At 69.4% G+C, this 25,341-nt stretch carries 23 protein-coding genes and 2 tRNA genes; 4 read left to right on the forward strand and 21 right to left on the reverse strand.

What is annotated here, in order from left to right; translation table 11 throughout:
- Positions 1-59: 59 nt before the first annotated feature.
- Positions 60-132: transfer RNA gene (locus ACZ6MZ_RS32420), tRNA-Ala, on the reverse strand.
- Between the two features lie 120 nt (positions 133-252).
- On the opposite strand from ACZ6MZ_RS32420, the gene ACZ6MZ_RS32425 reads away from it, so the two are divergent.
- Positions 253-1,542: a glycosyltransferase 87 family protein gene (locus tag ACZ6MZ_RS32425; protein WP_469356068.1), complete on the forward strand. Its 1,290-nt coding sequence runs from the start codon at positions 253-255 to the stop codon at positions 1,540-1,542.
- Here ACZ6MZ_RS32425 and ACZ6MZ_RS32430 read toward each other — a convergent pair.
- The 8 genes from ACZ6MZ_RS32430 to ACZ6MZ_RS32465 all read right to left on the reverse strand — a co-directional run bounded on the left by ACZ6MZ_RS32430 (position 1,521) and on the right by ACZ6MZ_RS32465 (position 6,327).
- Positions 1,521-1,754 (reverse strand): hypothetical protein, encoded by a 234-nt coding sequence (locus ACZ6MZ_RS32430; protein WP_384192386.1) that lies wholly within the window; start codon positions 1,752-1,754, stop codon positions 1,521-1,523. The two genes, ACZ6MZ_RS32425 and ACZ6MZ_RS32430, sit on opposite strands and share 22 nt — an antisense overlap.
- A gap of 323 nt (positions 1,755-2,077) precedes the next feature.
- Positions 2,078-2,150, reverse strand: a tRNA-Ala gene (locus ACZ6MZ_RS32435).
- A 94-nt stretch (positions 2,151-2,244) separates the two neighbouring features.
- Positions 2,245-2,898, reverse strand: coding sequence for a histidine phosphatase family protein (locus ACZ6MZ_RS32440; protein WP_384337602.1), 654 nt, complete (start codon positions 2,896-2,898; stop codon positions 2,245-2,247).
- Complete coding sequence (gene rsfS, locus ACZ6MZ_RS32445) at positions 2,895-3,326, reverse strand: ribosome silencing factor (protein ID WP_384192395.1); 432 nt, start codon at positions 3,324-3,326, stop codon at positions 2,895-2,897. Before rsfS ends, ACZ6MZ_RS32440 begins: the two co-directional genes overlap by 4 nt.
- 139 nt (positions 3,327-3,465) lie before the next feature.
- A complete protein-coding gene (locus tag ACZ6MZ_RS32450) occupies positions 3,466-5,232 on the reverse strand; it encodes an LCP family protein (protein ID WP_469356071.1) in 1,767 nt (588 codons plus the stop codon).
- Between the two features lie 19 nt (positions 5,233-5,251).
- Complete coding sequence (nadD, locus tag ACZ6MZ_RS32455; protein ID WP_384192381.1) at positions 5,252-5,881, reverse strand: nicotinate-nucleotide adenylyltransferase; 630 nt, start codon at positions 5,879-5,881, stop codon at positions 5,252-5,254.
- A 38-nt stretch (positions 5,882-5,919) separates the two neighbouring features.
- Positions 5,920-6,078: a hypothetical protein gene (locus ACZ6MZ_RS32460; protein ID WP_384192379.1), complete on the reverse strand. Its 159-nt coding sequence runs from the start codon at positions 6,076-6,078 to the stop codon at positions 5,920-5,922.
- Between the two features lie 96 nt (positions 6,079-6,174).
- Positions 6,175-6,327: a hypothetical protein gene (locus ACZ6MZ_RS32465; RefSeq protein WP_384192376.1), complete on the reverse strand. Its 153-nt coding sequence runs from the start codon at positions 6,325-6,327 to the stop codon at positions 6,175-6,177.
- 151 nt (positions 6,328-6,478) lie between these two features.
- On the opposite strand from ACZ6MZ_RS32465, the gene ACZ6MZ_RS32470 reads away from it, so the two are divergent.
- Positions 6,479-7,588 (forward strand): M48 family metallopeptidase, encoded by a 1,110-nt coding sequence (locus ACZ6MZ_RS32470; RefSeq protein ID WP_469356074.1) that lies wholly within the window; start codon positions 6,479-6,481, stop codon positions 7,586-7,588.
- Positions 7,589-7,648: 60 nt separating this feature from the next.
- Here ACZ6MZ_RS32470 and ACZ6MZ_RS32475 read toward each other — a convergent pair whose 3' ends face one another.
- The 5 genes from ACZ6MZ_RS32475 to proB form a co-directional block, all read right to left on the reverse strand.
- Positions 7,649-8,749, reverse strand: coding sequence for an SCO2583 family membrane protein (locus tag ACZ6MZ_RS32475; RefSeq protein WP_469356076.1), 1,101 nt, complete (start codon positions 8,747-8,749; stop codon positions 7,649-7,651).
- Positions 8,750-8,857: 108 nt separating this feature from the next.
- Positions 8,858-9,445: an SCO2584 family spore wall biosynthesis protein gene (locus ACZ6MZ_RS32480; protein ID WP_384192367.1), complete on the reverse strand. Its 588-nt coding sequence runs from the start codon at positions 9,443-9,445 to the stop codon at positions 8,858-8,860.
- A gap of 111 nt (positions 9,446-9,556) precedes the next feature.
- A complete protein-coding gene (locus ACZ6MZ_RS32485) occupies positions 9,557-10,840 on the reverse strand; it encodes a glutamate-5-semialdehyde dehydrogenase (protein WP_469356078.1) in 1,284 nt (427 codons plus the stop codon).
- Between the two features lie 138 nt (positions 10,841-10,978).
- The gene (locus ACZ6MZ_RS32490) at positions 10,979-11,497 is read right to left on the reverse strand and encodes a hypothetical protein (protein ID WP_384192363.1); all 519 of its coding nucleotides are present in this window, start codon (positions 11,495-11,497) and stop codon (positions 10,979-10,981) included.
- A 143-nt stretch (positions 11,498-11,640) separates the two neighbouring features.
- Positions 11,641-12,765 (reverse strand): glutamate 5-kinase, encoded by a 1,125-nt coding sequence (proB, locus tag ACZ6MZ_RS32495; RefSeq protein WP_389792963.1) that lies wholly within the window; start codon positions 12,763-12,765, stop codon positions 11,641-11,643.
- Between the two features lie 361 nt (positions 12,766-13,126).
- Between proB and ACZ6MZ_RS32500 the strand changes: the two genes are divergently transcribed.
- Entirely contained in the window at positions 13,127-15,142 is a 2,016-nt protein-coding gene (locus ACZ6MZ_RS32500) for a glycosyltransferase family 2 protein (RefSeq protein WP_389792953.1), read from the forward strand.
- A gap of 104 nt (positions 15,143-15,246) precedes the next feature.
- The gene (locus ACZ6MZ_RS32505) at positions 15,247-15,846 is read left to right on the forward strand and encodes a dTDP-4-dehydrorhamnose 3,5-epimerase family protein (protein WP_384192359.1); all 600 of its coding nucleotides are present in this window, start codon (positions 15,247-15,249) and stop codon (positions 15,844-15,846) included.
- 86 nt (positions 15,847-15,932) lie between these two features.
- Here the strand turns inward: ACZ6MZ_RS32505 and ACZ6MZ_RS32510 are convergent, their stop codons facing one another.
- The 7 genes from ACZ6MZ_RS32510 to ACZ6MZ_RS32540 form a co-directional block, all read right to left on the reverse strand.
- Positions 15,933-16,727: an O-methyltransferase gene (locus ACZ6MZ_RS32510; protein WP_469356082.1), complete on the reverse strand. Its 795-nt coding sequence runs from the start codon at positions 16,725-16,727 to the stop codon at positions 15,933-15,935.
- Between the two features lie 83 nt (positions 16,728-16,810).
- Positions 16,811-17,710: a dTDP-4-dehydrorhamnose reductase gene (rfbD, locus tag ACZ6MZ_RS32515; RefSeq protein WP_469356084.1), complete on the reverse strand. Its 900-nt coding sequence runs from the start codon at positions 17,708-17,710 to the stop codon at positions 16,811-16,813.
- Positions 17,707-18,717: a dTDP-glucose 4,6-dehydratase gene (gene rfbB / locus ACZ6MZ_RS32520; protein ID WP_389673652.1), complete on the reverse strand. Its 1,011-nt coding sequence runs from the start codon at positions 18,715-18,717 to the stop codon at positions 17,707-17,709. The genes rfbD and rfbB overlap by 4 nt, the downstream gene beginning before the upstream one ends.
- Complete coding sequence (locus tag ACZ6MZ_RS32525) at positions 18,714-19,781, reverse strand: glucose-1-phosphate thymidylyltransferase (RefSeq protein WP_384192350.1); 1,068 nt, start codon at positions 19,779-19,781, stop codon at positions 18,714-18,716. Before ACZ6MZ_RS32525 ends, rfbB begins: the two co-directional genes overlap by 4 nt.
- A 141-nt stretch (positions 19,782-19,922) precedes the next feature.
- Entirely contained in the window at positions 19,923-21,158 is a 1,236-nt protein-coding gene (locus ACZ6MZ_RS32530; protein ID WP_469356087.1) for a glycosyltransferase family 2 protein, read from the reverse strand.
- 160 nt (positions 21,159-21,318) lie between these two features.
- Complete coding sequence (locus ACZ6MZ_RS32535; RefSeq protein ID WP_469356089.1) at positions 21,319-23,388, reverse strand: hypothetical protein; 2,070 nt, start codon at positions 23,386-23,388, stop codon at positions 21,319-21,321.
- 223 nt (positions 23,389-23,611) lie between these two features.
- Positions 23,612-25,117 (reverse strand): SDR family NAD(P)-dependent oxidoreductase, encoded by a 1,506-nt coding sequence (locus tag ACZ6MZ_RS32540; RefSeq protein WP_384192343.1) that lies wholly within the window; start codon positions 25,115-25,117, stop codon positions 23,612-23,614.
- Between the last annotated feature and the right edge of the window lie 224 nt (positions 25,118-25,341).

The raw sequence follows: 25,341 nt of genomic DNA on the forward strand, positions 1-25,341 counted from the left end.
ACACGACGAGAAGCGGGCCACCCGATCCGGGTGGCCCGCTTCTCGTCGTTCAGAACCTGTGGAGCTAAGGAGAATTGAACTCCTGACCTCCTGCATGCCATGCAGGCGCTCTACCAACTGAGCTATAGCCCCGTGCGATGCGCCGCTCTCCGGGATCACCCCTCGGCGGCATCGCCAACATTACACGGTCCATCCGGCCGACTACCAACTCGATTCCGGTCTGTACGGATACGCCCGGTACTGTCGCCCTTCGTGACCCTCTCCGTACTCGCACCGACCACCCTCAGGAGCGCGTCCGACCGGCGCTCCTTCCTGCTGGCCGCCTCGGTCTGTCTGCTGTCCTTCGCCGCGTTCTGGACGGCGCAGCGCGTCGCGGGGGTCTCGATGATCGACCTGATGGTGTACCGCGCGGAGGGCCGTACGGTGCTCGACGGCCGCGATCTCTACGCGATGCGGGCGACCGCCGCCCGACTCCCCACGACCTACCCGCCGTTCGCCGCCCTCCTGTTCACCCCGCTCACCCTGCCCGGCGTTCCCGGGCTGCGTACGCTCGCCACCGTCGGCAATCTGCTGCTCCTGGTCGTGTTCGTACGGCTCTCCCTGCGGCTGGCCCTCCATGGAACGGGCCGGCTTCCTACGGAGGCCGCGCTCCGGGTCACCACCCTGTGGGTGGCCGCGCTCGCCGTCTGGTGCGAGCCGGTCTGGACGACGCTGCGCTACGGGCAGATCAATCTGCTGCTCGCGGCGGCGGTGCTGTGGGACCTCTCGCGCCGGGACGGGCACCGCTGGGCGGGGGCGGGGATCGGCTTCGCGGCCGCGGTCAAGCTGACCCCCGCGCTCTTCGCCGTCCTGCTGCTGATCACCGGGCTGGTACGGGCCCGGGGCGCCGGCTGGAACCCGTGGCTGCGGCAGGCCTCGACGGCGGCCGCGGTCTTCACCGGCGCGACGTTCGCGGCCGCCGCCGTCCTGCCGCACGATTCGTACCGCTTCTGGACCGGGGCTCTTTTCGAGACGGGCCGGGTGGGCCACGCGGAGGACACCGCCAATCAGTCGCTGCGTGGGGTGCTGGCCCGGCTCCTGCACACCAGCGATCCGGGGCTCTGGTGGGCCGTCGCGGCGGCCGGGGTGGCGGTGGCGGGCCTCGCGGTGGCGGTCGTGGCGGCGCTGCGCGGGGAGCGCGCCGGGGCGCTGGTGGCCTGCGCGGCGACGGCGCTGCTGATCAGCCCGGTCTCCTGGTCGCACCACTGGGTGTGGTGTGTGCCGACGGTGCTGTTCCTCGCGGTGCGCGCCGGGGCCCGGTGGGCGGTCGTGGCGGGCCTGGTCTTCTGTTCGTTCGCCCTGTGGTGGGTGCCGCACGGACCCGGCCGGCTCGAACTGGCCCAGAGCGGGGCCCAGATGACGCTGTCCGCCCTCTATCCGCTGGCGGCCGCGGCCCTGATCGGGTACGTGGCCGGACAGCTCGGGCGGGCCGGGGCGGGTCTGTCGGGGCGGGCCGGGCCGGTCGGGTCAGGCTGGTCGGGTCAGGCCGTCGCGAACGAGTAGAACCGCTTGAGCGTGCAGTGTTCCTCAAGGAGACGGCCGTAGATCGGCTCCCCCTCCAGCTCCCGGTACGTCTCGATGGGGTCGCCTTTTATGATCAGGGCCAGCGCGCACTCCTCGCACCAGTACTGGTACTCGAGGTTGAGCGGATCCATGTCCCGGACGATCGGCGTACCACCGCCACACCAGTCGCATTTACGCCTGTGTGCACCCATCACTCAGCTCCAGCTGTGGCCGCAGGCCGTGCACACGTAGGAAATCCCGCCGTTGTCACCGAGTACTTGGGCCACCTGGGACGATCCGCACGAAGGACAGCTGAGGCAGCTGCGCACCTCCGCCGCGGCAAGCAGGTCATCGGACTCCTCGATGCTGCTGGCGGACAATGACGCTCTCCCCTCCCGGCCCGGTCCTTCGTCCCCCTCCGGTCGTCCGATTCTGCCACGCCATGGCAAGGGGGTCAGCCTGAAAGAGCGTCTCAGTACGGCCTCATACCGCACGCCAAAGATCCCGCCCCCTGGTGGGGACGGGATCCGGATTGTGGAGCTAAGGAGAATTGAACTCCTGACCTCCTGCATGCCATGCAGGCGCTCTACCAACTGAGCTATAGCCCCTCGCGTTCTCTGCGCTTCGCGCTGCGAACAAGAAGAACTTTAGCCTGCGACCTGCCGGAAAGTGAAATCCGGGTCGGTCGCCGTCCGGGGCCGCTCAGTCGTCGTCGCCGAGGACCGGTTCCGGGAGGGTTCCGGCGTTGTGTTCCAGCAGTCGCCAGCCGCGGGCGCCCTCGCCGAGGACGGACCAGCAGCAGTTCGTGAGACCGCCGAGCCCCTCCCAGTGGTGCGCCTCCAGGCCCAGCAGCCGGCCGATCGTGGTGCGGATCGTGCCGCCGTGGCTGACCACGACGAGCGTGCCGTTGTCGGGGAGCTTGTCCGCGTGGTGGAGCACCACGGGCGCGGCCCGGTCGGCGACCTCGGTCTCCAGCTCGCCGCCGCCGCGCCGCACGGGCTCACCGCGCTTCCAGGCCGCGTACTGCTCGCCGAACCGGTCGACGATCTCCTCGTGGGTCAGCCCCTGCCAGTCGCCCGCGAAGGTCTCGCGGAGAGCGGCGTCGTACGAGAGGTCGAGCCCGGTGATCGCAGCCAGCTCACCGGCCGTGGCCACGGCCCGCTGAAGGTCGGAGGCGATGATCGCGTCCGGCTTCAGGGAGGCCAGCAGCCGGGCGGCCCGATGCGCCTGGGCGACACCTGTGTCAGTCAGCTCGATGTCCGTGGAGCCCTGGAAGCGGCGCTCCAGATTCCAGGCCGTCTGCCCGTGCCGCCACAGGACGATGCGGCGGCCCCTGCCGCCTTTGCTGCCGTTCAGCTGAGCTCACCGTCCGCGTCACCGGCGATCCCGGCGTGCTCCTGGGCCTTGCCCCGGGTCTTGACGGCGTCCTCGGGCAGCGACAGCTCGGGGCAGTCCTTCCACAGCCGCTCCAGGGCGTAGAAGACGCGCTCCTCGCTGTGCTGCACGTGCACGACGATGTCGACGTAGTCGAGGAGGATCCAGCGGGCGTCACGGTCGCCCTCACGACGCACCGGCTTGGCGCCGAGCTCCTTCTGGAGCCGCTCCTCGATCTCGTCGACGATCGACTTGACCTGGCGGTCGTTGGGCGCGGAGGCGAGCAGGAAGGCATCGGTGATCGACAGCACATCGCTGACGTCGTACGCGATGATGTCGTGCGCGAGCCGGTCCGCGGCCGCCTGGGCGGCGGCGTTGACGAGCTCGATGGAACGATCAGTAGCGGTCACTGGCAGGCTTTCGTCGGCGGTCATGGAGACCCCCAGGATCTCACGGACCGCCGACACCCAGCGCGACGATAAAAACGGCGACAGAAGCGGCGGTAAAAACGGGGCCGGCCGGGGCGCGGGACGCCCCGGCCGGCTCCGTCTAATTCACCTTGTAGTCCTGGCCGAGGACGATGGAGACATCGGCGTTGGCCGCGGCCTTGCCCTTCTGCACGGCGCTCACCGGCAGACCGAGGGTCTTGGCGACCTCTTCCGCCTCCGCCTTCTTCGCCGCGTCACCGTAGGTGACCTGCGACGACGTCACCGCGCCCGCCGTGCCCGCGTCCACGAAGCCATAGCCGCCGTTCACCAGGGAGATCCGGGCGGACTCCGCCGCGTCCTGGTCCCCGCTGGCGTTCTTCACGCCGACCCGTACGGCCGAGCCCTGCTCCGGCGCGCTCACCGAGCCGCCCAGGATGTCCTTGATCACACTTTCGGTGGCCTGCTCGCTGAGGGTGCCGTTCGCCTGGACGGGCAGGACCTCCGTCTTGTAGTCGCCCTTCTTGGCGTGCTCGGCGAGCTTCGCGAGGGAGGCGCCGAGGTCCTTCTCGGGCAGCGAGGGGTCGAGGATCTGCGCCAGGGTCTCGACGGTGATCGTCGCGGCCCCCGGGTCGTCGGAGATCTTCCGCAGGACACCCTGGAGGACCTGGCCGAACCGCTGGAGCTGCTTGGCCTCCGGCTCACCGGGCCCTCGGTACGTGGCGTACGCGACGGCCATCCGGCCGCTGAGCGTCTGATTCTCGCCCTTCCTGACGACCGGCTGCTCGCCCTTCTTCGCGGCGGGCACCTCGGTGTCGGTGGTCAGGTCGATCGTGCCGACCAGCTCCACGAGATTGTCCAGGTACGGGGTGTCGAGCCGCCAGGTGCCGGAGATGTCGGTGCCGAGCAGGGTGCCGATGGACTCGCGGGTGCCGTCGGAGCCGTCCTCGTCGACGGATTTGCCGAGGGTGGTGGAGATGCCCTCGTCGTCGGCGACGGAGAGGGAGCTGGGCAGCAGGACGGTGGTGCCCTGGCCGGTCGTGGAGTTGTTGACCAGCAGCGCCGTGGAGGTGCCCTTCTGCTTGGTGTTGTGCAGATGGACCACGATCACATCGCGCTTCTGCGGTCCCGTGGCGGTGCTCCGCGCCTCCTCCGCGGCGGAGGTCCCGGGCAGCTTGCCCGCGTACCAGAGGTAGCCGACGCCTCCGGCGAGAGCCAGGGCGAGGACGACGACCAGGGCCACGATTCGGGTGCGGCCGCGGCGCTTGGCCTCCTCGCGCCGCTCGGAGCGGCTCTCGGTGAACTTGAGCCAGTCGATGACGTCTTCGGAGTCCTCGTCGGGCTCCTCGATGAAGGAGAACTGCTCGGTCCGGTAGTCGCGGTCCTCGGCGGCGGGGCGGCGCTGCTCGGGTACGGCGGCCTGCGGGGGCGCCGGCTCCTCGACCGCGTCGGGCGCGGGCTGCTGTTGCTGTTGCTGTTGCTGTTGCTGTTGCTGCGGGATGTTCCACTGCTGCGTGGTGTCGACCACCACGGGCTGCTGCTGTCCCGTGTCGTACGCGGGCTGCTGTCCGGTGTCGTAGCCGTAGCCGTCGTATCCGTACCCCTGCTGCTGCGACTGCTGCGGCCGCTGCTGCCCGTAGGGGTCGTACTGCTGCTGGGGCTGCTGCGGTTGTTGCGCTTGCGGAGGCTCGGCGTACGGGTCGTATCCGTACCCCTGTTGCTGCCCCTGCTGCCCCTGTTGCTGCTGCTGTTGCGGCTGCCCGTAGGCGTCGTACTGCTGCTGTGGCTGGACCTGCTGGTACACCGGCTGCCCGTACTCGTCGTACCCGACGATCCGGGGCTGCGCGTAATACGGGTCGTACGGGTCGTACGGCTGCTGCTGGTCGTTCACCGGTGCCCCTCTCCGTGGCTCATGCGCCGCGGTACAACTGCCGCTTGTCGATGTAGCGCACCACACCGTCCGGCACGAGGTACCAGACCGGATCGCCCTTCGCGACCCTCTCCCGGCAGTCGGTCGACGAGATCGCCAGCGCCGGAACCTCCACCAGGGAGACGCCGCCCTTGGGCAGCCCGTCGTCCGTCAGATCATGGCCCGGCCGGGTCACACCGATGAAGTGGGCGAGCGAGAACAGCTCTTCGTGATCCCGCCAGCTCAGAATCTGCGAGAGCGCGTCGGCCCCGGTGATGAAGAAGAGGTCCGCGTCGGCGTGGACGGCCCGCAGATCCCGCAGCGTGTCGATCGTGTACGTCGGCCCGCCGCGGTCGAGGTCGCTGCGGCTGACGGAGAATTGCGGGTTCGACGCCGTGGCGATGACCGTCATCAGATAGCGGTCCTCCGCCGGGGAGACCGCCCGCTGGCTCTTCTGCCACGGCTGCCCGGTCGGCACGAAGACCACCTCGTCGAGGTGGAACAGGGCGGCCACTTCACTGGCCGCCACCAGGTGTCCATGATGGATCGGGTCGAATGTCCCGCCCATCACGCCGAGTCGGCGGTTGCCGCGACCTGATCCGGGGTCGGTAGGCGCTTGCTGCTCTCCCATGCGTCCAGAGCCTACTGGCATGGGGTTACGGCCCGGCCTCAGCGGTCGCGGTTGAAGCGGGTGGTGATCCACAGCAGCAGGAGCAGCGCGAACAGCGCGCCGCCGCCGGTGAGGTACGGGCTGAGGCTTTCGTGGTTGCCGCCTTCGCCGCCCTCGGCGAGCGTGACCAGGGTGGCGGCGGTGCCGGTGAGGCTCATCTTCAGCAGGCCCTATCGATCGGGAGTCGTAGCGGGAGTCGTAGCGGGGACTTCGCCCACATCGTATGCGGGCCCTCCGGGCACGCTCACGCCGACTCAGTCGTTGTGATCGTTGTCGCGGTATCCGCGCAGCAGGAACCAGGCGAGCAGGGCGACTCCGACGATCGAGGCGAGCAGCACGATCCGCAGCGTATTGCCCGGTCCCTGCTGATCCGATACCGCGGCGAGCAGTGTGGCGGTTTCCTGCATGGCGGGTGTGCTCCTCGGTTCTTTCCGGCTGAGGCCCGGGGTTCTCCCCCGGGGAACGCAGCCACAGGCCCCCGGCACACGGTAGCTCCAGCGCCTAATGTGGGGTTCGTCAGGGGGACGGGCCTTGGACTCGTACGAACAGGGGACATCCATGACCGAAGACAGCCACGAGGCAGCCAGCCACGAGAATGTGCCCAGTAGGCAGCGCAAGCGCTTCCCGGGCATTTCCTCGCGGGCCTACGAACACCCCGCGGACCGCTCGGCGCTGGTCGCCCTGCGCAAGCTCAGCGGTTTCGACACGGTGTTCAAGGCCCTGAGCGCGCTGCTTCCCGAGCGGAGCCTGAGGCTGCTCTTCCTCTCCGACTCCGTGCGGGTCAGCGACGCCCAGTTCGCGCATCTGCACGCCATGCTGCGGGACGCCTGCTACCTCCTGGACCTAGAGAAGGTCCCCACGATGTATGTGGCGCAGGATCCCCGGCCCAACGCGATGTGCATCGGCCTCGACGAGCCGCTCATCGTGGTGACCACCGGTCTGGTGGAGCTGCTCGACGAGGAGGAGATGCGGGCGGTCGTGGGCCATGAGGTGGGCCACGCGCTCTCCGGCCACTCCGTCTACCGCACGATCCTGCTCTTCCTCACGAACCTCGCGCTCAAGGTCGCCTGGATCCCGCTGGGCAATGTCGCGATCATGGCGATCGTGACGGCGCTGCGGGAGTGGTTCCGTAAGTCGGAGCTGTCGGCGGACCGGGCGGGGCTGCTGGTCGGGCAGGATCTGCGGGCCTCGATGCGCGGGCTGATGAAGATCGCCGGTGGCAACCATCTGCACGAGATGAACGTGGACGCGTTCCTGGAGCAGGCCGCGGAGTACGAGTCGGGCGGCGATCTGCGCGACTCCGTGCTCAAGATCCTGAATGTGCTGCCGCGTACGCACCCCTTCACGACCGTGCGCGCCGCCGAGCTGAAGAAGTGGGCGGAGAGCCGCGACTACCAGCGGATCATGGACGGCCACTACCCCCGTCGCGACGAGGACAAGGACGCCTCGGTCTCGGATTCCTTCCGTGACTCCGCCGCGCACTACGCGGACTCGGTCCGCAGCAGCAAGGACCCGCTGATGAAGCTGGTCGGCGACATCGCGGGCGGCGCGGGCGACCTGGGCGGCAAGCTGCGCGACCGGTTCGCGGGCGGCGGCGGTGGCGGTACGTCCAACGGAAACGGGAACAGCAACCGCCCCGCGGGCGAGACCGGCCAGGACCCGGCCTGACCCGGTCAAGGACCCGGCACCGGCCACCAGCCACCGGCCACAGGAGCCCGGCCGCCCCGCTCAGGCGGCCGGGCTCGGCTCCGCGGAACGGGCCAGGGAGCCGCAGAGCGCGGCGTCGGAACGGCCCGTCAGATACGGGTCGGTGCCGGCCGGGTCACCGGGGTCCGCCCGCTCGCCAGCCAGCAGCGGACGCAGCGTCCTCGGCGCCTCGGCAGAGCAGGCCTGCGGCCCTGCCTGGACCTCACTGACCAGCAGTTCCGCGCGGTGTCTCTGCAGATCGTCGCGGTCGAACTGGAAGCGCAGCTCACGCCGGACGGTGAACAGCGAGGCGTCCCGCACCGGCTGTGCGGCGGATCCGGCCGGCCGCAGCGCGTAGACGAAGACATGGTCCGAGACCACTTCGAGCGTCCCGGGCTTCGACTCCTGGTAGCGCAGCGTGCCGTGTACGCGCACCTGGTCGTCGGCCGGCGCCACCTTCGCCGCGTCGAAGCGCACCAGCCAGCCCGCCGGCGCGTGCCGGCCGTCGTCGGCCGGGGCGGTGAAGCTGCGGTCGAACTGCACCAGCTGGTCCGGGTCGAGCAGCACCCGTACGGCTCGCACGGTACGGCCCGCGAGGACGTCCGGATCGAGCGAGGACGCCACGAGATAGTCCTTGACGGTGGCCAGCGCGGACATCACCTGACCCTCCGAGAAGCCCCCGGTGTCGCGGGCGGCGGGCAGCGTGATCCCGGACGCCCCCACCCGGAACTGCGCGGCGGGGCTGTGCGCGAAGAGGTCGTCCGGGGCTCCGCCCGGCACCCGCCCCTGCGGGGACAGCGGGACCACCGCCATCCGCAGCTGCTCCACGGCGCGGCCGGTCTGCGGCCGGTACGGACTGCGGACGCCCAGGAAGATCGCCGTACCGAACGCCAGCACCATCACCAGAACGAGCAGCAGAAGCTGCCTGGAGCCCCTCCGGATACGTCTCTTCGGCGGCTGCGGGGGAACCCGCCGGACGGCGTGGTGGTCATGGTCACGCATCCGTTCCCGCGCGGAGAACTCCTGGAGACGGGCAGCGCGGATGAACGATTCGTCGAAGACGACGGACCGGTACTCCTCGTCGTCACCACCGCCGGGGAGCCCCTCCGGTTCCCCTTCGGGTGGATCTCCGCGCCCTGCCATACCTTCAGAGTAGGTCGGGGGAGCCGAACATAAACGCTGAGCTGTCGGCCGAGTTCCGCTCGGGCCACGCTCAGCCGTTCAGGGTGTGCCCGGGAATCCGGGGAGGGTTCACGGCGTGCGCGGCACCGCGGACACCGCCGGCGCGGTGTAGTCCACGGAGGACGAGGGCCGGATCGAGCCAGGGATGTCGATGCCGCTCGTGGCGGGCTGCGGCACCTGGTCCTCGTTGCCGCTGGAGGCCCCGCGGTAGACGGCCGTGAAGGCGAGAGCGACCATCCCGATCCCCATCAGCAGGGCCAGCAGCCAGGCGACCGGGCGGTGCCAGCGGGCGGTGCCGCGATAGGGGCGCAGGGCGCCGCCGTGGCGTCCGTACGGTCCTCTGTCCTCATCGGGGTCGTCGGGGTCGTAGTCACCGTCGTAGGCGCCGTCCCGGCCGTATCCCCCGTGCCCGTAGAGCTCGTCGTACAGCTCGTCCTCGGGCGGTCCCCCGCCGGCCCGCGCCCGGGCCGCCTCGGCCTCGGCACGCGCCTGGGCGGCGGCCAGCAGCCGTTCCACGGCGGAGGGTTCATGGAGGGTGGCGGACCGGACGAAGTCCTCGTCGAACACCACGGAGGCGAAGTCCTCGTCCGCGCCTCCGCGGTCGTCGTCGGGCTCCCAGCCGTCCGGGAACGGCCTGCCCCCCACGTCGTCCGGCACCTCTTCAGAGTAAGCCTGGGAGGTGGTTTTGGGCAGGCGGAGTCCGGACTCTCCCAAATTCGCCGTTCCGGAGTTCACCGCTCCTGGACGGGGTCCGCGCCACCCCGTCGCCTACCGTGTGTGACCGTCGCCGGTCACGATGTACTTCGTGGAGGTCAGCTCCGGCAGCCCCATCGGCCCGCGCGCGTGCAGCTTCTGGGTGGAGATCCCGATCTCGGCGCCGAAGCCGAACTGGCCACCGTCCGTGAAGCGGGTGGACGCGTTGACAGCGACCGTCGTGGAATCGACCAATTGGGTGAATCGGCGGGCCGCGGCCTGCGAGGTGGTGACGATCGCCTCCGTGTGGCCGGAGGACCAGAGCCGGATATGGGCGACGGCCGCGTCCAGCGAATCCACGACCGCGGCGGCGATGTCGTACGAGAGGTACTCGGTCTCCCAGTCGTCGGCGGTGGCCGCCACGACCGTCGCCTTCGTCCCTTCGCCGTACGCGAGCACCCGCTCGTCCGCGTGCACCGTGACTCCGGCGTCGGCGAGGGCGTCCAGCGCGCGCGGCACGAACGCGGCCGCGATGTCCTGGTGGACGAGGAGCGTCTCCGCCGCGTTGCAGACGCTGGGCCGCTGCGCCTTGGAGTTGATCAGGATGTTCACGGCCATGTCGAGATCGGTCTCGGCGTCCACGTACACATGGCAGTTGCCGGTGCCGGTCTCGATCACGGGGACGGTGGACTCCTCGACGACCGTACGGATCAGGGAGGCGCCGCCGCGCGGGATCAGTACGTCGACCAGGCCGCGCGCCCGCATCAGCTCCCGTACGGCGTCCCGGCCCTCGCCGGGCACGAGCTGTACGGCGTCGGCGGGCAGCCCGGCCCCGCCGATGGCGTCGCGCAGCACGCGCACGAGCGCGGTGTTGGAGGAGATCGCCGAGGAGGACCCCCGCAGCAGGACGGCGTTGCCCGACTTCAGACAGAGGGCGGCGGCGTCCACGGTGACATTGGGGCGGGCCTCGTAGATGATCCCGACCACACCGAGCGGCACCCGTACCTGGCGCAGATCGATCCCGTTGGGCAGCGTCGAACCGCGTACGACCTCGCCCACCGGGTCGGGCAGCGCCGCCACGTCCCGTACATCCGCGGCGATGGCCCGCACCCGCTCCGGCGTCAGCGTCAGCCGGTCGATGACCGACTCGCTGGTGCCGGCCTCCCGGGCGCGTGCGACGTCCTCCGCGTTGGCCGTGACGATCTCGTGCGTACGGACCTCCAGCGCGTCCGCGACCGCCAGCAGTGCGTCGTCCTTGGCCCCGCGTGGCAGCGGCGCGATATCGGCGGCCGCGGCGCGGGACCGGTAGGCGGCCCTGGCGACCGGGGAGAGGTTGTCGTACGGCGAGAGCGAGGTCATGCCCGCAGGGTAATGCGCCTCCTGCGGGCATTCCGCACGTATTCCGTACTGCGAGACACTTCGGCGGAGACGGCCCTCGGATCAGAACAGACGGCCGTCGCATCAGGACGGACGGCCGTCATATCGGAACAGATGAGCTCAGAACGGATGAACGCCCACGCCTGCCGCCGGCGGCGGGCCGTAGCCCTCGGCGATGCGCTGGTGGTACGTCTCGCGGTCGATGACCTCAAGACCCACGATCTCCCACGGCGGCAGCTTCGCGCTCGACCGGTGTTCGCCCCAGAGCCGCAGCGCCACCGCGGCGGCGTCGTGCAGGTCCCGGGCCTCCTCCCAGTAGCGGATCTCCGCGTGGTCGCGGGCGTACCGGCTGGTCAGCAGGAAGGGGTGGTCATGGGCCAGCTGTTCCAAGCCACGCCGGACCTCCGTCAGCGGAGCGTCTGCGCCCGAGACACTGAGCGTGATATGCCACAGCTTGGACGCCGGGCGCCGCCCCCCGCCGCGCGCGTCCGTCCTCGATCCGGCCTCCCGCTGTCGCTCTTCGTCGAAGTCTTCCCCCGCTTCGACGCTGGTCAGGGCACGTTCTTCGCCCACTGCCCTGCGGGCGTGGGCGCTGCCCCCGGTAGCTCGGGTCACCGCACCCGGGCGCGCTCGTCTCACCAGCGGCCTCCTGTTGATGCTCGTCGTGCTGTACCCCGTGTGTACCCGTGGGACAAAGTTGACCAGTCCCGGGCAGGATGTGGGGCGGTTTTGGTGAAGGTCCCTGTTCAAAGGCCGGGGTTTCAGCCGTTTCAGGGGTTCGGTCAAGGATGCAGGATGACGAGATCGTCTCTGTGTACGACCTCGCGTTCATAGGCGGGGCCCAGCTCGCGCGCCAGCTCCCGGGTGGAGCGGCCGAGCAGCTGGGGGATCTCCTTGGCGTCGAAGTTGACCAGGCCACGGGCGACGGCGCGGCCCGCCGTGTCCCGCAGCTCAACCGGGTCGCCGGCGCTGAACTCGCCCTCGACGGCGGCGATTCCGGCCGGCAGCAGCGAGGTGCGGCGCTCGACCACGGCCCGTACGGCGCCGTCGTCCAGGGTGAGCGCGCCCTGCGGGGTGGAGGCGTGGGCCAGCCAGAGCAGCCGGCCGGCGGAGCGGCGTCCCGTGCTGTGGAAGTACGTGCCGGTGTCACGGCCGGCGAGGGCGTCGGCGGCGCGGCTGGCGGAGGTCAGCACCACGGGCACGCCGGCCGCGGCGGCGATCCTGGCGGCCTCGACCTTGGTAACCATGCCGCCGGTGCCGAGTCCCGCCTTGCCGGCGCTGCCGAGGGAGACACCCACCAGTTCGGCGGGGCCGCGCACCTCGGCGATCCGGGAGGTGCCCGGCTTGCTCGGGTCGCCGTCGTACAGCCCGTCGACGTCGGAGAGCAGGACGAGCAGATCGGCCCGTACGAGATGGGCGACGAGGGCGGCCAGCCGGTCGTTGTCGCCGAAGCGGATCTCGTCGGTGGCGACGGTGTCGTTCTCGTTGACGACGGGCACGGCGCCCATGCCGAGCAGCTGGTCGAGGGTGCGGTAGGCGTTGCGGTAGTGGGCCCGGCGGCTGGTGTCGTCCGTGGTGAGGAGCACCTGTCCGACGCGTACCCCGTAGCGGGCGAAGGAGGCGGTGTAGCGGGCGACCAGCAGCCCCTGTCCGACGCTGGCCGCGGCCTGCTGGCGGGCCAGGTCCTTGGGGCGGCCGGGCAGACCGAGCGGCGCGAGCCCGGCGGCGATGGCGCCGCTGGACACCAGCACGATCTCCTTCTCCGCCCCGTTCTCGCCGGCCCCGGCACCGCGGACCGTGGCGAGGGCGTCGACCAGGGCGTCCACCCGGTCGGCGTCGAGCCCTCCCGAGGCGGTGGTGAGCGAGGAGGAGCCGACCTTGACGACGATCCTGCGAGCGCCCGCCACTACGTCCTGCCGTGCCGCTGCCACGTGCTCTGCCTCTGCTCTCACTGTCGGGCTGCCTCCCGGCCGGTCAGCGTACGCGAGCGGTGACCTGGGACGGCGGGCCTTTTCAGTGGGTGGGACGGCGGCCGACACGCCCACCTCGCTGGTCAAATATGAGCCATCCGCACAACCGGACGGAGGTAACGACAGTCTGTCAGGTGTAACACGGGTGAGACAACGGTCGGGAAACATCGCTGCCGCGCGCAGAGATAGGCTGGCCATCGGCGGTGCCTCGCACTTCGCAGACGGCGGCGACTCCTTCCCCGCGTACAGAACCCTGGGCAACCACACACGAGATGAGCTTTCAGCAATGTCAGTAAAAGTGAGCGTCGTCATTCCGGTGTACAACCCGGGTAAGTACATCGACCCCTGCATCGATTCGCTGCTGGCCCAGACGCTGCCGGCCGAGGAATTCGAGGTGCTCTTCGTCGACGACGGCTCGACGGACGACAGCCCCGAACGTCTGGACAAGCTGTCGGCCGAGCATCCCCACTTCCGGGTGATCCACATCCCCAACTCGGGCTGGCCCGGCAAGCCCAGGAACATCGGGGTGTCCGAGGCGAAGGGGGAGTACGTCCAGTTCGTGGACCACGACGACCACATGGCGTCCGACGCTCTGCGACGGATGTACGAGATGGGGAACCGCAACGGCTCCGACATTGTCATCGGCAAGGTCGCGTCCAATTTCCGCGGTGTCCCGCACGGCGTTTTCCGGGTGAACCGCGAGAAGTGCGACCTGAGCAATGCTCCGTTGTACGACAGCCTCACCCCGCACAAGATGTTCCGCACCCAGTTCCTGCGCGAGAACAACATCGCGTACCCCGAGGGAAAGCGCCGCCTCGAGGACCAGCTGTACATGATGCAGGCATATTTCCCCGCCAAGGTCGTCTCGATTCTGGGGAATTACACCTGCTACTACTATTCGAAGCGGGACGACGGACAGAACGCGGGTTCGGCGAAGCTCGTGCCGGCCGGCTACTACGGCAACCTCCGCGAGGTCCTGCAGGTCGTCGTCGACAACACTGAACCGGGTGAATTCCGGGACCGGCTGCTGCGGCGCTTCTACCGGGTCGAGATGCTCGGCCGGCTGAGCGAACCGAGCGTCCTGGGCTACCCGCGCGAGCACCTCGACGAGATGTGCGAGGCGATCCGCCCGCTCGCCGACGAGTTCATGCATGACGGTGTGCACGACGGACTCGGCTCGCTGACCCGGCTGCGCTCCACCCTGTTGCGCGCCGACGACCGCGAGGGGCTGCTGAAGACCGCCCGCTTCGCCAAGTCGGTGAAGGGCGTGGCCCGGCTGGAGGACTTCGACTGGCAGCAGGACGGCAAGGTCGCGGTCTCCGTGACCGGCCGGCTGGTCCACGGCGACGACCGGGAGCCGCTGCGCCTCATCCGCCGCGACGAGCGGTACTTCCTGCACCCGGACATCACCGAGGGGCTGCTGCCGGACGGTGAACTGCTCGATGTCACCGACGATTTGGGCGGCTTCAAGGGCGAGATCTCGCTGCGCAACCGGGAGACCGCGGTCGAGTGGCCGTGCCCCGCCACGTACACCACCGAGATCGAGGCGCTGGGGGACGACACGTACGAGGTCGTGCTGCACGGCACCGGCCAGGTGACCAGCGAAGCGGTCAAGGGCCGCGGCAAGGTCTCCCGCGGCTTCTGGGACGTCTGGGTGCCGCTGCGCGGCCTCGGGCTCGTACGGAAGGCGCGGCTCGGCGCCGACCGCGCGCCGCAGGTGGACGCCACGTGCCTGCCGGCGCTGCTCGGTTCGCCCGCCCGTCCGGTCATCCCGTACTTCACCGACCCGCACGGCAACCTCACCTTCGATGTCGCGGGCCGCGCCAAGAAACTGGCCGTCTACCTCGCCGACCGTCCCGTGCTCCGGATGCCGGGCAGCCGCCAGGAGCTGCGCCTCGACGTGTTCACCGGCACCAAGTCCACCTCCTGGGCCGTCGAGTTGGAGCTGACCTCCGCGGACGGGGTCACGAGGACGGTGCCCGGCACGCTGCGCCCCGACCACGGCCGGGCCCATGTCCGGATCCCCGCCCGGGTGCCGGGCCTGCCCGTCGGTACGGCGCGGCTGTCGGTACGGCTGGACGGCGAGGGGAACCCCGGACTGCCGCTCTGCGAGGTGCCCGTGACCGCCGGCGGCCGGATCCGGCTGGACCAGAGCGGTCTGCCCGTGGTCGACCCCCTGCTGGTCCGGGTGGTGACGGTCAAGCGCCGCAGAGCGGCGGTGAAGCGGCTGCTCAGCCTGGCCGGCGGCCCGATCCTGCGCCGTCTCCCCCCGTCGGCGCGCAAGAAGGTGCGCCGTCTCGCCGCCCTCATCTGACCGGCCGCTCCACCGGCCGCTCCACCGGCTCCTCCACCGGCTCCTCCACCGGCCGCTCCGACCGGCCCTCGTTTTCCCGGACAACAGAACAAGGACGTGATCACATGCGGCAGCTCTCCGTCGAAGGCGCCTGGGTGCATGAACCGAAGGTCTTCCCGGACAGCCGTGGCAGCTTCCACGAGTGGTTCAAGACCCCCGACGTCACCGAGGCGGCCGGCCACCCGCTGCACCTCGCCCAGGCCAACTGCTCCATCTCCAGCCGCGGCACACTGCGGGGCATCCACTTCGCCGATGTACCTCCCAGCCAGGCCAAGTACGTGAAGTGTGTACGCGGCGCGGTGCTCGACGTCATCGTGGACATCCGGGTCGGCTCGCCGACCTACCGGCAGTGGGAAGCCGTGCGGCTCGACGACGTGGACCACCACTCCGTCTATCTGGCGGAAGGGCTCGGCCATGCCTTCATGGCGCTGACCGACGACGCGACGGTGATCTATCTCTGTTCCACGGGATACGCGCCCGGGCGCGAGCACGGCCTCAACCCGCTGGACCCGGCGATCGGTATCGAGTGGCCCGAGGGCATCACCCCGCTGCTGTCCGACAAGGACGCGGTCGCCCCGACCCTCGCGGAGGCCGAGGCCCAGGGCCTGCTTCCGTCGTACGAGGACTGCCGGGCGTACTACGCGCAGCTGGCCGCCCTCGGCTGACCCCCACCGGGACGGGCTTGAGCGGCATACGGAAGGGGCCTGAGCGATCCAGGATCGCCCAGGCCCCTTCCTTCAATACGTGCGCGTCAGCTCAGGACCGATTCGATCTGCTTGCGCAGCGGCGCGAAGGCCGACCGGGAGCGGCGCAGATTGCGGGCGCGGATCAGACCGGGCCAGAAGCCGGCGCCGAGCAGCGCCTCGGGCTGTACGGCGTTCTTACGGACCAGCACCTCGTCGGGCACGTCCTGCGGGTCCGGAACGACGTACTCCTCGATGATCTTGTCGTACGCGTTCTTCAGCACGACGTTGTCGGGGTTGGCGCCGAAGATGGCCACCACCCCGGTCGGCGCGGTGTCGACGTCGACCACCAGCAGGTCGGGGCGGAAGCGCCGCAGCACCTGCGCCACCTTGTAGACGTCACCGGCCCAGAACTTCGTGTGCCGGTCGCGCGCCGCCTCGTCGATGTCCCGCGGCAGCATGTCGTCCAGGACGATCACACTGGACCAGCGGGAGTGCTTCTCGACGTTCATGAAGTCGCGCAGCGCGTACTCGAACAGGTGCATGCCGTCGATGAACGACAGCTCCAGCTTCGGGTCGCCGCCGAAGAGGTTGACCGGATCCCGGCGGGCCAGTGCGCGGAACGGGTTACGGCCATTGCGCAGATGGATCAGGGGATCTTTGCGGGCGAAGAAGTCGTCGCTGGTGGCCTTGACCAGGTGGACATCACAGCTGATGTCCGTGACCACCCGGAAGGCCGGGTCGACAGCTACCGACGGAACCCGGGACAGTGCCAGGCTGCGCCCGTCATTGACCCCGATCTCCAGATAGGTGCGGGGTTTGTAAACACGGTGCAGTTGGCGCAGGAAGCCGTGGCGATCCACGTAAGGGGCCCTTCACTGAGAATCAACAACCAGGGGATTGATTCTCAGTGAACCTAGTAGGTCTCTGGCCTGTACGTAAACATCTACTGGTTGGTAACACCCATTTGGCGGTCTGCCTCGACGAGCGCCGGAAGGGCTTCCGCGAGCGCGGAACGCCAGTCGCGGATCGGGTCGATTCCTGTGGGTTTCCACCGGTCGTGTCCCAGCACGCTGTACGCGGGCCTCGGCGCGGGCCGTACGAAAGCCTGACTGGTCGTCGGACGGACCCGCTCGGGGTCCGCGCCGAGCAGCCGGAAGATCTCCCGGGTGAACGCGAACCACGTCGTCTCGCCGCCGCTGGTGCCGTGATAGACCCCGGCCGGAGCCGTCCCCGCGAGCGCCGCCCTGCCGAGCAGGACCAGCCGGCCGGCGAGGTCAGCGGCCCATGTGGGCTGGCCGCACTGGTCGTCCACCACGTCCAGGGTGTCCTTGACACCCTCCAGCCGGATCATCGTGCGGACGAAGTTGCCGCCGCCCACGCCGTACAGCCACGCCGTACGGACCACGTAGCCGGTCTCCGGGAGCGTGTCCAGCACCGCGCGCTCCCCCGCCAGCTTGGTGCGGCCGTAGGCGCTGCGCGGCCCCGTGGGGGCCTCCTCGCCGTACGGCGTCTCCGCGTCCCCGGCGAAGACGTAGTCCGTGGAGAGCTGGATGAGGACCGCGCCCGACGCCTTGCACGCCTCGGCGAGGACCCGGGGCCCCGCGCCGTTGACCGCGAGCGCCTCGGCCTCCTTGGCCTCGGCGTCGTCCACGGCCGTCCAGGCGGCGCAGTTGACCACCACGGCCGGTGCGTACGCCTCCAGGGCGGCGCGCACCGCGCCGGGGTCCGTGATGTCCAGCGCGGTACGGTCCAGGCCGGCCGCGCGCTCCCCGGCCGCGGCGAGCGCGGCCAGCAGATCCTGGCCGAGCATGCCGCCGGACCCGGTGACGAGCCAGCCGCTCACAGGGCCGCACGCCCCTTCAGCGGCTCCCACCACGCGCGGTTGTCGCGGTACCACTCGACGGTCTCCGCGAGGCCGGTGGCGAAGTCCTTGCGGGGCTCGTACCCCAGCTCCGTGCGGATCTTGGCGCAGTCGACGGAGTAGCGACGGTCGTGGCCCTTGCGGTCGGTGACGTACTCGACGCTGGTGTCCCAGTCCGCTCCGCAGGCTTCCAGCAGCAGCCCGGTCAGCTCCTTGTTGGAGAGCTCCGTACCGCCGCCGATGTTGTAGACCTGGCCGGCGCGGCCCTTCGTACGGACCAGCTCGATGCCCTGGACGTGGTCGTCGATGTGCAGCCAGTCGCGGACGTTCCCGCCATCCCCGTACAGCGGGACCTTCTTGCCGTCCAGCAGGTTCGTGATGAACAGCGGGATGACCTTCTCGGGGAAGTGGTGGTGCCCGTAGTTGTTGGAACAGCGGGTCACCCGCACATCGAGGTCATGGGTGCGGTGGTACGAGAGGGCGATCAGGTCGCTGGACGCCTTCGCCGAGGAGTACGGCGAGTTGGGCTCCAGCGGGTGGGTCTCCGCCCAGGAGCCCTCGTCGATCGAGCCGTAGACCTCGTCGGTGGAGATGTGCACGAAGGTCTTGACGCCCGCGCGGTGCGCGGCGTCGATCAGCGTGTGGGTACCCACGACGTTCGTGCGGACGAACTCCGCGCCGCCGTCGATGGAGCGGTCCACATGCGACTCGGCGGCGAAGTGCAGCACCTGGTCGTGCTCGGCCATCAGTTTGGCGGCCAGCTCGGGATCGCAGATGTCGCCCTGGACGAAGGCGAATCCTGGATGGCCGCGGACCTCGTCGAGGTTGGCGGGATTGCCCGCGTAGGTGAGCTTGTCGAGCACCGTGATCTCGACGTCACCGGGGCCCTGGGGGCCCAGCGCCGTACGGACGTAGTGCGAGCCGATGAAGCCGGCACCACCGGTGACCAGGATCCTGGTGGGGCGGCTGGGGGCGGCGGAATTCGTCATGAGGAAATCTGCACCTTGCTGTGGTCGCCGAGGACGAGCCGGTGGGCGGAGGGGTTACGGGGCGCGGGGGTGACCTCGACATGGCGGCCGATCAGGGACGCCTCCACCCGGCGCACGCCGGTGAGGGAGGCGCCCCGCAGGACGATGGAGTACTCGATTTCGCTGTCCTCGATCCTGCAGCCCTCGGAGACCGAGGTGAAAGGACCGATGTAGGCGTCGCTGACCACCGTGCCCGCACCGATGATCGCGGGACCGACGATGCGGCTGCCGGTGACCTGCGCGCCCTTCTCGATCCTGACCCGCCCGATGATCTCCGTGGCAGCGTCGACAGTGCCTTCACGGCACGGCTCCAGGGTCTCCAGCACCGAGCGGTTGACCTCCAGCATGTCGCTGACGTTGCCGGTGTCCTTCCAGTACCCGGAGATGGTCGTGGAGCGGACGTCGCGCTTCTGGTCGATCAGCCACTGGATGGCATGGGTGATCTCCAACTCGCCGCGCCAGGAGGGCTCGATGGAGCGCACGGCCTCGTGGACGGCCGGGGTGAAGAGATAGACACCAACGAGCGCGAGGTCGCTCTTCGGCTCCTTCGGCTTCTCCTCCAGGGCCACCACCCGGCCGTTGCTGTCGAGTTCGGCCACACCGAAGGAGGTCGGGTTGGGGACCTTCGTCAGCAGGATCTGCGCGTCGGGCCGGTCCGCGCGGAAGGCGTCCACCAGACCGGAGATGCCACCGACGATGAAGTTGTCACCGAGGTACATCACGAAATCGTCGTCACCCAGGAAGTCACGGGCGATGAGCACGGCGTGCGCCAGGCCGAGGGGGGCGTCCTGGCGCAGATAGGTGACCTTTATGCCGAACTGGGAGCCGTCGCCGACGGCCTCGCGGATCTCCTCTGCGGTGTCCCCCACGATCACACCGACCTCGGTGATACCCGCCTCGGCGATGGCTTCCAGGCCGTAGAAGAGCACCGGCTTGTTCGCCACGGGGACCAGCTGTTTCGCGCTGGTATGGGTGATGGGCCTTAGACGGGTGCCCGCCCCGCCGGACAGTACGAGAGCCTTCACGATCCCTATCCCATGCTCTGATTGCGATGCTGCCCGGGCGTCGCCCGACGGCACGATTTTACCTACGATTCCCGCTGCGGCCCGCTGATGGTCACCTTGAGTGGGCGGATCGGCGCGCTCGGGGGGCGCGGAAAAGTACGCTCACGAGCCCCCTTTCAGTACGAGGGCGCGGCATCGCACGTGAGTGCGTAAGCGCCGCGCCACCCGGCGGGCCAGCGACTTGCGCCGGCGCGCGGCCTTCGGAGCCTCGATGCGCTCCAGGCCCGGCTTGCCCACCCAGTCCGGCACGGTGACCTCGTACGACGCGTCCCGCAGGCCGGTCCCCGCCTCCCCGAAGTGCGGATAGGCCAGGTACGGCGTGCGGGCGCGGCCCCGGCGGACCACCTCCGGCCTCGTCCCGGCCTTGATGAAGGCGAGCAGCTCCTTCAGCAGGTCGAGCCGGTCCAAGGCGACACACTCCAGCCGCAGCCGCTCGGAGACCTTTATGCGCTTGGCCACCGCCGGGGTCCAGTACCGCGCCATCAGGGGCGCCGCCAGCTCCATCTTGTGGCGCTGGACCTTCTCCGGCTGCTTCAGCAGCCCCTGCCCGAACTGCTGGATCAGCCCGACCGTGAAGGGTCTGACCATCAGCCGGTCACGCTTCGGGCCGGCCGGCACCAGGTCCGTGATGAGCCGCATGAGGGCCCCCGCGGAGTCGAACCGCAGCTGGTAACTGCCGCTTTTGGTCACATGCTTGCCGTCGTCGCGGCCGACCAGGTAGTAGCAGGTGTAGTCGGAGATCACCGAAACACCCTTACCGCGGATGTACGCCTCCATCGTGAAGAGCGCGTCCTCGCCGGTCTTCAGCCCCTCGTCGAACCGCAGGCCCAGCCGGACGAGCAGCTCGCGCCGGAAGAGCTTCTGCGCGCTCAGCGTGAAAATCACCTGCGAGCTGTAAATGTCGACGCGCTCGGCCGTTCGGGTCCACATCGACCCCGGAGCGCCCCGGTTCACCCCCTCCACCTTGCCGAGCACCACGTCCGTACCGGCACGGTCGGCCATGGCCACCATGCGTTCCAGCGCTTCCTCGGCGAAATAGTCATCGGCATCCAGGAAGAACACGTAACGCCCCCGGGCAAGCCCGAGACCCACATTGCGCGGCCCGCTGGGGCCACCCGAGTTGGCCTGTCGTACCACCCTGGTCGGGATGGCCGTCGAGGCGGCGAACTTCTCCAGATATTCCCCCGTGCCGTCGGTCGAGCCGTCGTCGATGGCGACGATCTCGATTCGGTGGGCCATGGTCTGGGCCTCCACCGATTCCAGGCAGCGGATCAGGTAGGGCATCGCTTCATATGCCCCGACAATCACACTCACATCAGGAACAGGCATATCGTTCATCGAAATTCAAGACAGGTGGCACCGGAAATTGGTTGTCTTGTCACCTTCCTCTGCGTATGTGATGCCGGTCACAGTGGACTTTCGGGGCGATACGGAAAGGCCCGGCAGGGCGCCAGAAGGCGGCCCTGCCGGGCCTTGGAAAAAACGGTACAGCTGGTGCTCAGCCGCGCACGGGCGAGTCCAGGTCGTTGTTCTCGGGCTCCGTCCGCGCGTCCTTGGCCGTCTCCAGGCCCTCTTCGGCCCGGGGCTCGACCGGTGCCGAGTCGTCCGGCGCCGCCGACTCCTCGGGCTCCGCGAGGCGCTTCTCGACGCTCACGTTGCGCGCCTCGGACTTCACCGACAGCGCGCGCGTCGCCGCGTTGAACTGGTCGATCGACGAGGGCTCGTCAGGTCCCAGCAGATACCGCTTGAGCTCATGACGGGCATCCGCCAGCCGGTCGGCGGACGGATCGGCGACCGCCGCGAGCAGCTGGTCCAGCTCCTTCGCGCTGTTGGAGAGGATCACGGCCGCCCGTACGGCGGTGTTCTGCCGCTTGAACTCCTCCGCGCCCAGCGCCGCCGAGTCGGTGACCGCGTACGGCTTGCCGCTCGCGATGAAGTCCGACACCACGCTGGAGATGTCCGAGACCATGGCGTCCGACTCGTTGAAGCAGTCGTACAGCCGCGGCTCGGCGCCCCCGATGACCCGGTGCTCCCACCAGCCGAAGGAACGCCAGTACGCGCTGTTCCACTCGGTCCTGAGCCGCATCAGCTCCGCCTGCCGCTCCGGGTCCGCCGTGGAGTCGCGCGACTCCTCGGCCTCGTCCCGGCTCGCGTCGGCCACCCCGGAGAGCTCGGTCAGCCGGGCCCCGATACGGGTCAGCTCGGCCCGCGCCGCGGTCTGCTCCGTGCGGAGCGCGGCCGCCTCCGTCGCCCAGCGGGCGTCGGTGGCACGCGCGGCGGCGGCCTTCTCCACCAGCGCGATGATGCGGTCGTGCACGGCCTTCGCCTTGGCGCTGCGCGTCCCGGTGAAGGGGTGCGGCTTGTAGAGGACCCGTACCGGCTCCTCGGCCTTCAGCAGCCGCTTGATGATGTTCTCGCCGGCCAGCAGCAGCGAGGTGTTGCCGGGGCTGTCGTCCCAGCCCTCCCAGGTGGGCGCGTACAGCACCGTGGGGATGGGGTTCTTCGGTGCGCCGCTCGCCGGCTCGATCGGGGCCAGCTGCGGACGGCCCACCTCGACGATGTCCTCGTCGCGCACACCGACGTCGGCCAGCGCGTAGCGGTCGCGGCCGGCCCGGCCCGCGGTCCACACCTCGTCGTACGCCTTGCTGTACGGGTTGACGCTGGCGATCTTGTCGCTGTCGCCGTGCCCGATGAAGACGTGCTTCATGGTGGGGACGCGCAGCATGTGGATGTTCTTGCCGACGTTGGCCGCGTAGAGCGCGACCCGGACGGTCGACAGGTCCAGGTTCATCAGATGCACCCCGCCGGGGATGCACAGCACCGGTACGCCCGTCGGGCCCAGCTGCTGCGCGATGACCCGCTCGCGCAGGACGATCAGCGGCCGTCCTTCGAGCTGGTCCATCGTGTCCAGCCACATGTTGACCTGGTACGCGGACTCCTTGGAGCCGGAGAAGTACAGCATCACGGTCGGCCGGTAGTCGGCCAGCCAGCCGTCGACCGCCTTGAGCACCTTCTCGGCGGACGGCACGAGCCGGCTGGGCCGCAGGTACGGCAGCAGCGCGACGATGTAGCCGAAGGCGAGGAACAGGCTGGCGGCGAGGCCCGCGAAGCCGAAGATGTTGTCGCGGGTCTCCACCGTGATAATCACGCCCACCACGGCGAAGATGTCCAGGTGGAGCATCTTCTCGGCGGAGCGGTCGAGCAGCCAGCGCGGCGGGGCGTCCGGGATCCGGATGGCGCCGAGGTCGATATTGCGGGTGACCACCGGCAGCCTGCGGCGCAGCCGGAGCAGGGTGACGATCGCGCCGTGCGGCGCCTGGAGTCCGTAGAACACCAGCACCGCGACCACGGTCACGTAGAAGATCCGGTCCTCACCGAGGCCCGAGCGCGCGACCATCAGCACCAGCAGCATCTGCCGGATCAGGAAGCGGATCGACAGACCGGCCCGCACTTTGGCGAGCCGGTTCACCAGATAGCTGCCCCGCTGGTGCAGGAAGGTGTCCGCGAGATAGGTCACGGCCGCGGCCGCCGCGAACAACCAGAGATTGGGAATTATCGCGGCGAGCATGACGCACGGGAAACCCAGACCCAGTAGAAGTGCGGCTGCCAGCTCTGATCCGCTGCCCACCCGGGCGACGCGAATGGCTGTCGAAATCACGAAAAACTTGCTCCAGACCGTGCCTGCTGTTGCCTTGCAAGGAAAGTGTGAAGACGCAGCTTCACGAGCTCGGGCCTCCATGGTTCGCACGTCGGCGACCACAGAGGCCCGGATCTAAGATTGTCAAGAATTATTACACATCTCCCTGACGGTCCAGGACGGCGGCCAGCGCCTGCTCGAAATCGGACGCCTCGGAGGCGCCGCGGGTCGGGTCCTGCTGCCGTACGTCGATGACATGGCCGGTCAGCTCGGAGAGCAGCACATCGAGGGAGGTCTTGGCGACCGCCTCGGAGGAGAGCAGCGACCCCTCGGGCTCCTGGCCGAACGCCTTGGTGCGCATCGGGGTCGCGGTGCGCTCGGGGTTCACGCAGTTCACCCGGATCCCCTCGCCGGCCCACTCGTCCGAGAGCGCCTGGGTGAGGTTCACCATGGCCGCCTTCGTGGACGAGTAGAGGCTGTACTCCGCGCGCCCGCGGGTGTAGCTGCTGGAGGTGTAGAGCAGCAGCTGTCCCTTGGTCTCCACCAGGTACTTGTACGAGGCGCGGGCGATCTGCACCGGCGCGAGGTAGTTGACGTTCAGCGCTTCCTGGATGGTCGTGTTGTCCGTCTCGGCCAGCTTGCCGATGCGCAGCACGCCCGCGGTGTTGATGACGTAGTCGATCCGGCCGGTCTCGCCGTACGCGCGCGACAGCGCGTCGTCGACATGCTCGGGGTTCTCGACATGCGTACCGGTGGTGGAGCGGCCCAGCGCGTACACCGTGGCGCCGAAGGACTCGGCGAGCTTCGCGATGTCCGCGCCGATGCCGTAGGAGCCGCCGAAGACGACCAGGGTCTTCCCGGTCAGCAGCTCACGGTAGGAGTCCTCGGAGGACTGCTGCGGGGCGGCGGCGGAGGCCAGCTGGAAGAGCTTGTCGGCGATGAAGACATCGACCGGCTGGGTGACCTTCATGTTGTACTCGTCGCCCGCGACGACATAGATCGGCACGTCGGGCAGGTACTTCAGCACGACCGAACAGTCGTCGGTGGCCTGGAAGTTGGGGTCGCCCGCGGCCACCTCGTACGCCCTGCGGATGGTGGAGAGCTTGAACGCCTGCGGGGTCTGGCCGCGCCGCAGCCGGGACCGGTCGGGGACGTCGGTGATGAACTCGCCGTCCTCGCCGTGCGTACGGGTCACGATGATCGTGTCCGCGGACGGGATGGCCACGTCGACGGCCTGGTAGCGGTCCAGCGCGGCCACGCAGTCCTCGATGACGCGCCGCGACAGCAGCGGGCGGACGGCGTCGTGGAACAGGACGTTGCGGTCCTCGCCCTCGGCCAGGCCCTCGCCGAGGGCGGCGATGGCACGCTCGGTGGTCTCGTTCCGTGTCGAGCCGCCCTCGATGACCTTGCTGACCTTGGTCAGCCCGGCCTTCGCGACGATCTTCTCCACGTCGGGCACATAGCCCGGCGCCATGAGCACGATCACATCGTCGATCGAATCGGCCTGCTCGAAGATCCACAGTGTGTGCTCGATGACCGCCTTCCCCGCGATCTTCAGCAGCTGCTTCGGGATCGACAGGCCCACTCGCTGACCGGTACCGCCCGCCAGGACGACGGCGGTGGTACGGGGCTTCACGGGCGACGCGGGAGTTGCAGACACAGAACTGACCTACCTTGCGGGCTCAGAGGATGAAGCGATGGTCCCACCCGCGGCAATCCTCTTGCAAGGTGGACCACAACTGTGCGACACCGGCCCGCAACCCCTGATTCACCTGCGAAGACCAGTGCGCCAATGGTTCGGGGCGGGAGTCGTACGTGAAGGACACCACACAAGATTCACGTCGGAGCAGCGGGGGTCACAGATGAGAGCGTACGCACCGCTCC

It is taken from the genome of Streptomyces sp. NPDC042201 (genome assembly GCF_055582185.1).

What these genes read in the sequence shown, in the direction of transcription:
- ACZ6MZ_RS32430 (WP_384192386.1), bottom strand. Translation starts at nt 1,754, where the DNA reads ATGGGTGCACACAGGCGTAAATGCGACTGGTGTGGCGGTGGTACGCCG.
- nadD (WP_384192381.1), bottom strand. Translation starts at nt 5,881, where the DNA reads ATGGGAGAGCAGCAAGCGCCTACCGACCCCGGATCAGGTCGCGGCAAC.
- ACZ6MZ_RS32460 (WP_384192379.1), bottom strand. Translation starts at nt 6,078, where the DNA reads ATGAGCCTCACCGGCACCGCCGCCACCCTGGTCACGCTCGCCGAGGGC.
- ACZ6MZ_RS32465 (WP_384192376.1), bottom strand. Translation starts at nt 6,327, where the DNA reads ATGCAGGAAACCGCCACACTGCTCGCCGCGGTATCGGATCAGCAGGGA.
- ACZ6MZ_RS32470 (WP_469356074.1), top strand. Translation starts at nt 6,479, where the DNA reads ATGACCGAAGACAGCCACGAGGCAGCCAGCCACGAGAATGTGCCCAGT.
- ACZ6MZ_RS32475 (WP_469356076.1), bottom strand. Translation starts at nt 8,749, where the DNA reads ATGGCAGGGCGCGGAGATCCACCCGAAGGGGAACCGGAGGGGCTCCCC.
- ACZ6MZ_RS32485 (WP_469356078.1), bottom strand. Translation starts at nt 10,840, where the DNA reads ATGACCTCGCTCTCGCCGTACGACAACCTCTCCCCGGTCGCCAGGGCC.
- ACZ6MZ_RS32505 (WP_384192359.1), top strand. Translation starts at nt 15,247, where the DNA reads ATGCGGCAGCTCTCCGTCGAAGGCGCCTGGGTGCATGAACCGAAGGTC.
- rfbB (WP_389673652.1), bottom strand. Translation starts at nt 18,717, where the DNA reads ATGACGAATTCCGCCGCCCCCAGCCGCCCCACCAGGATCCTGGTCACC.
- ACZ6MZ_RS32530 (WP_469356087.1), bottom strand. Translation starts at nt 21,158, where the DNA reads ATGAACGATATGCCTGTTCCTGATGTGAGTGTGATTGTCGGGGCATAT.
- ACZ6MZ_RS32535 (WP_469356089.1), bottom strand. Translation starts at nt 23,388, where the DNA reads ATGCTCGCCGCGATAATTCCCAATCTCTGGTTGTTCGCGGCGGCCGCG.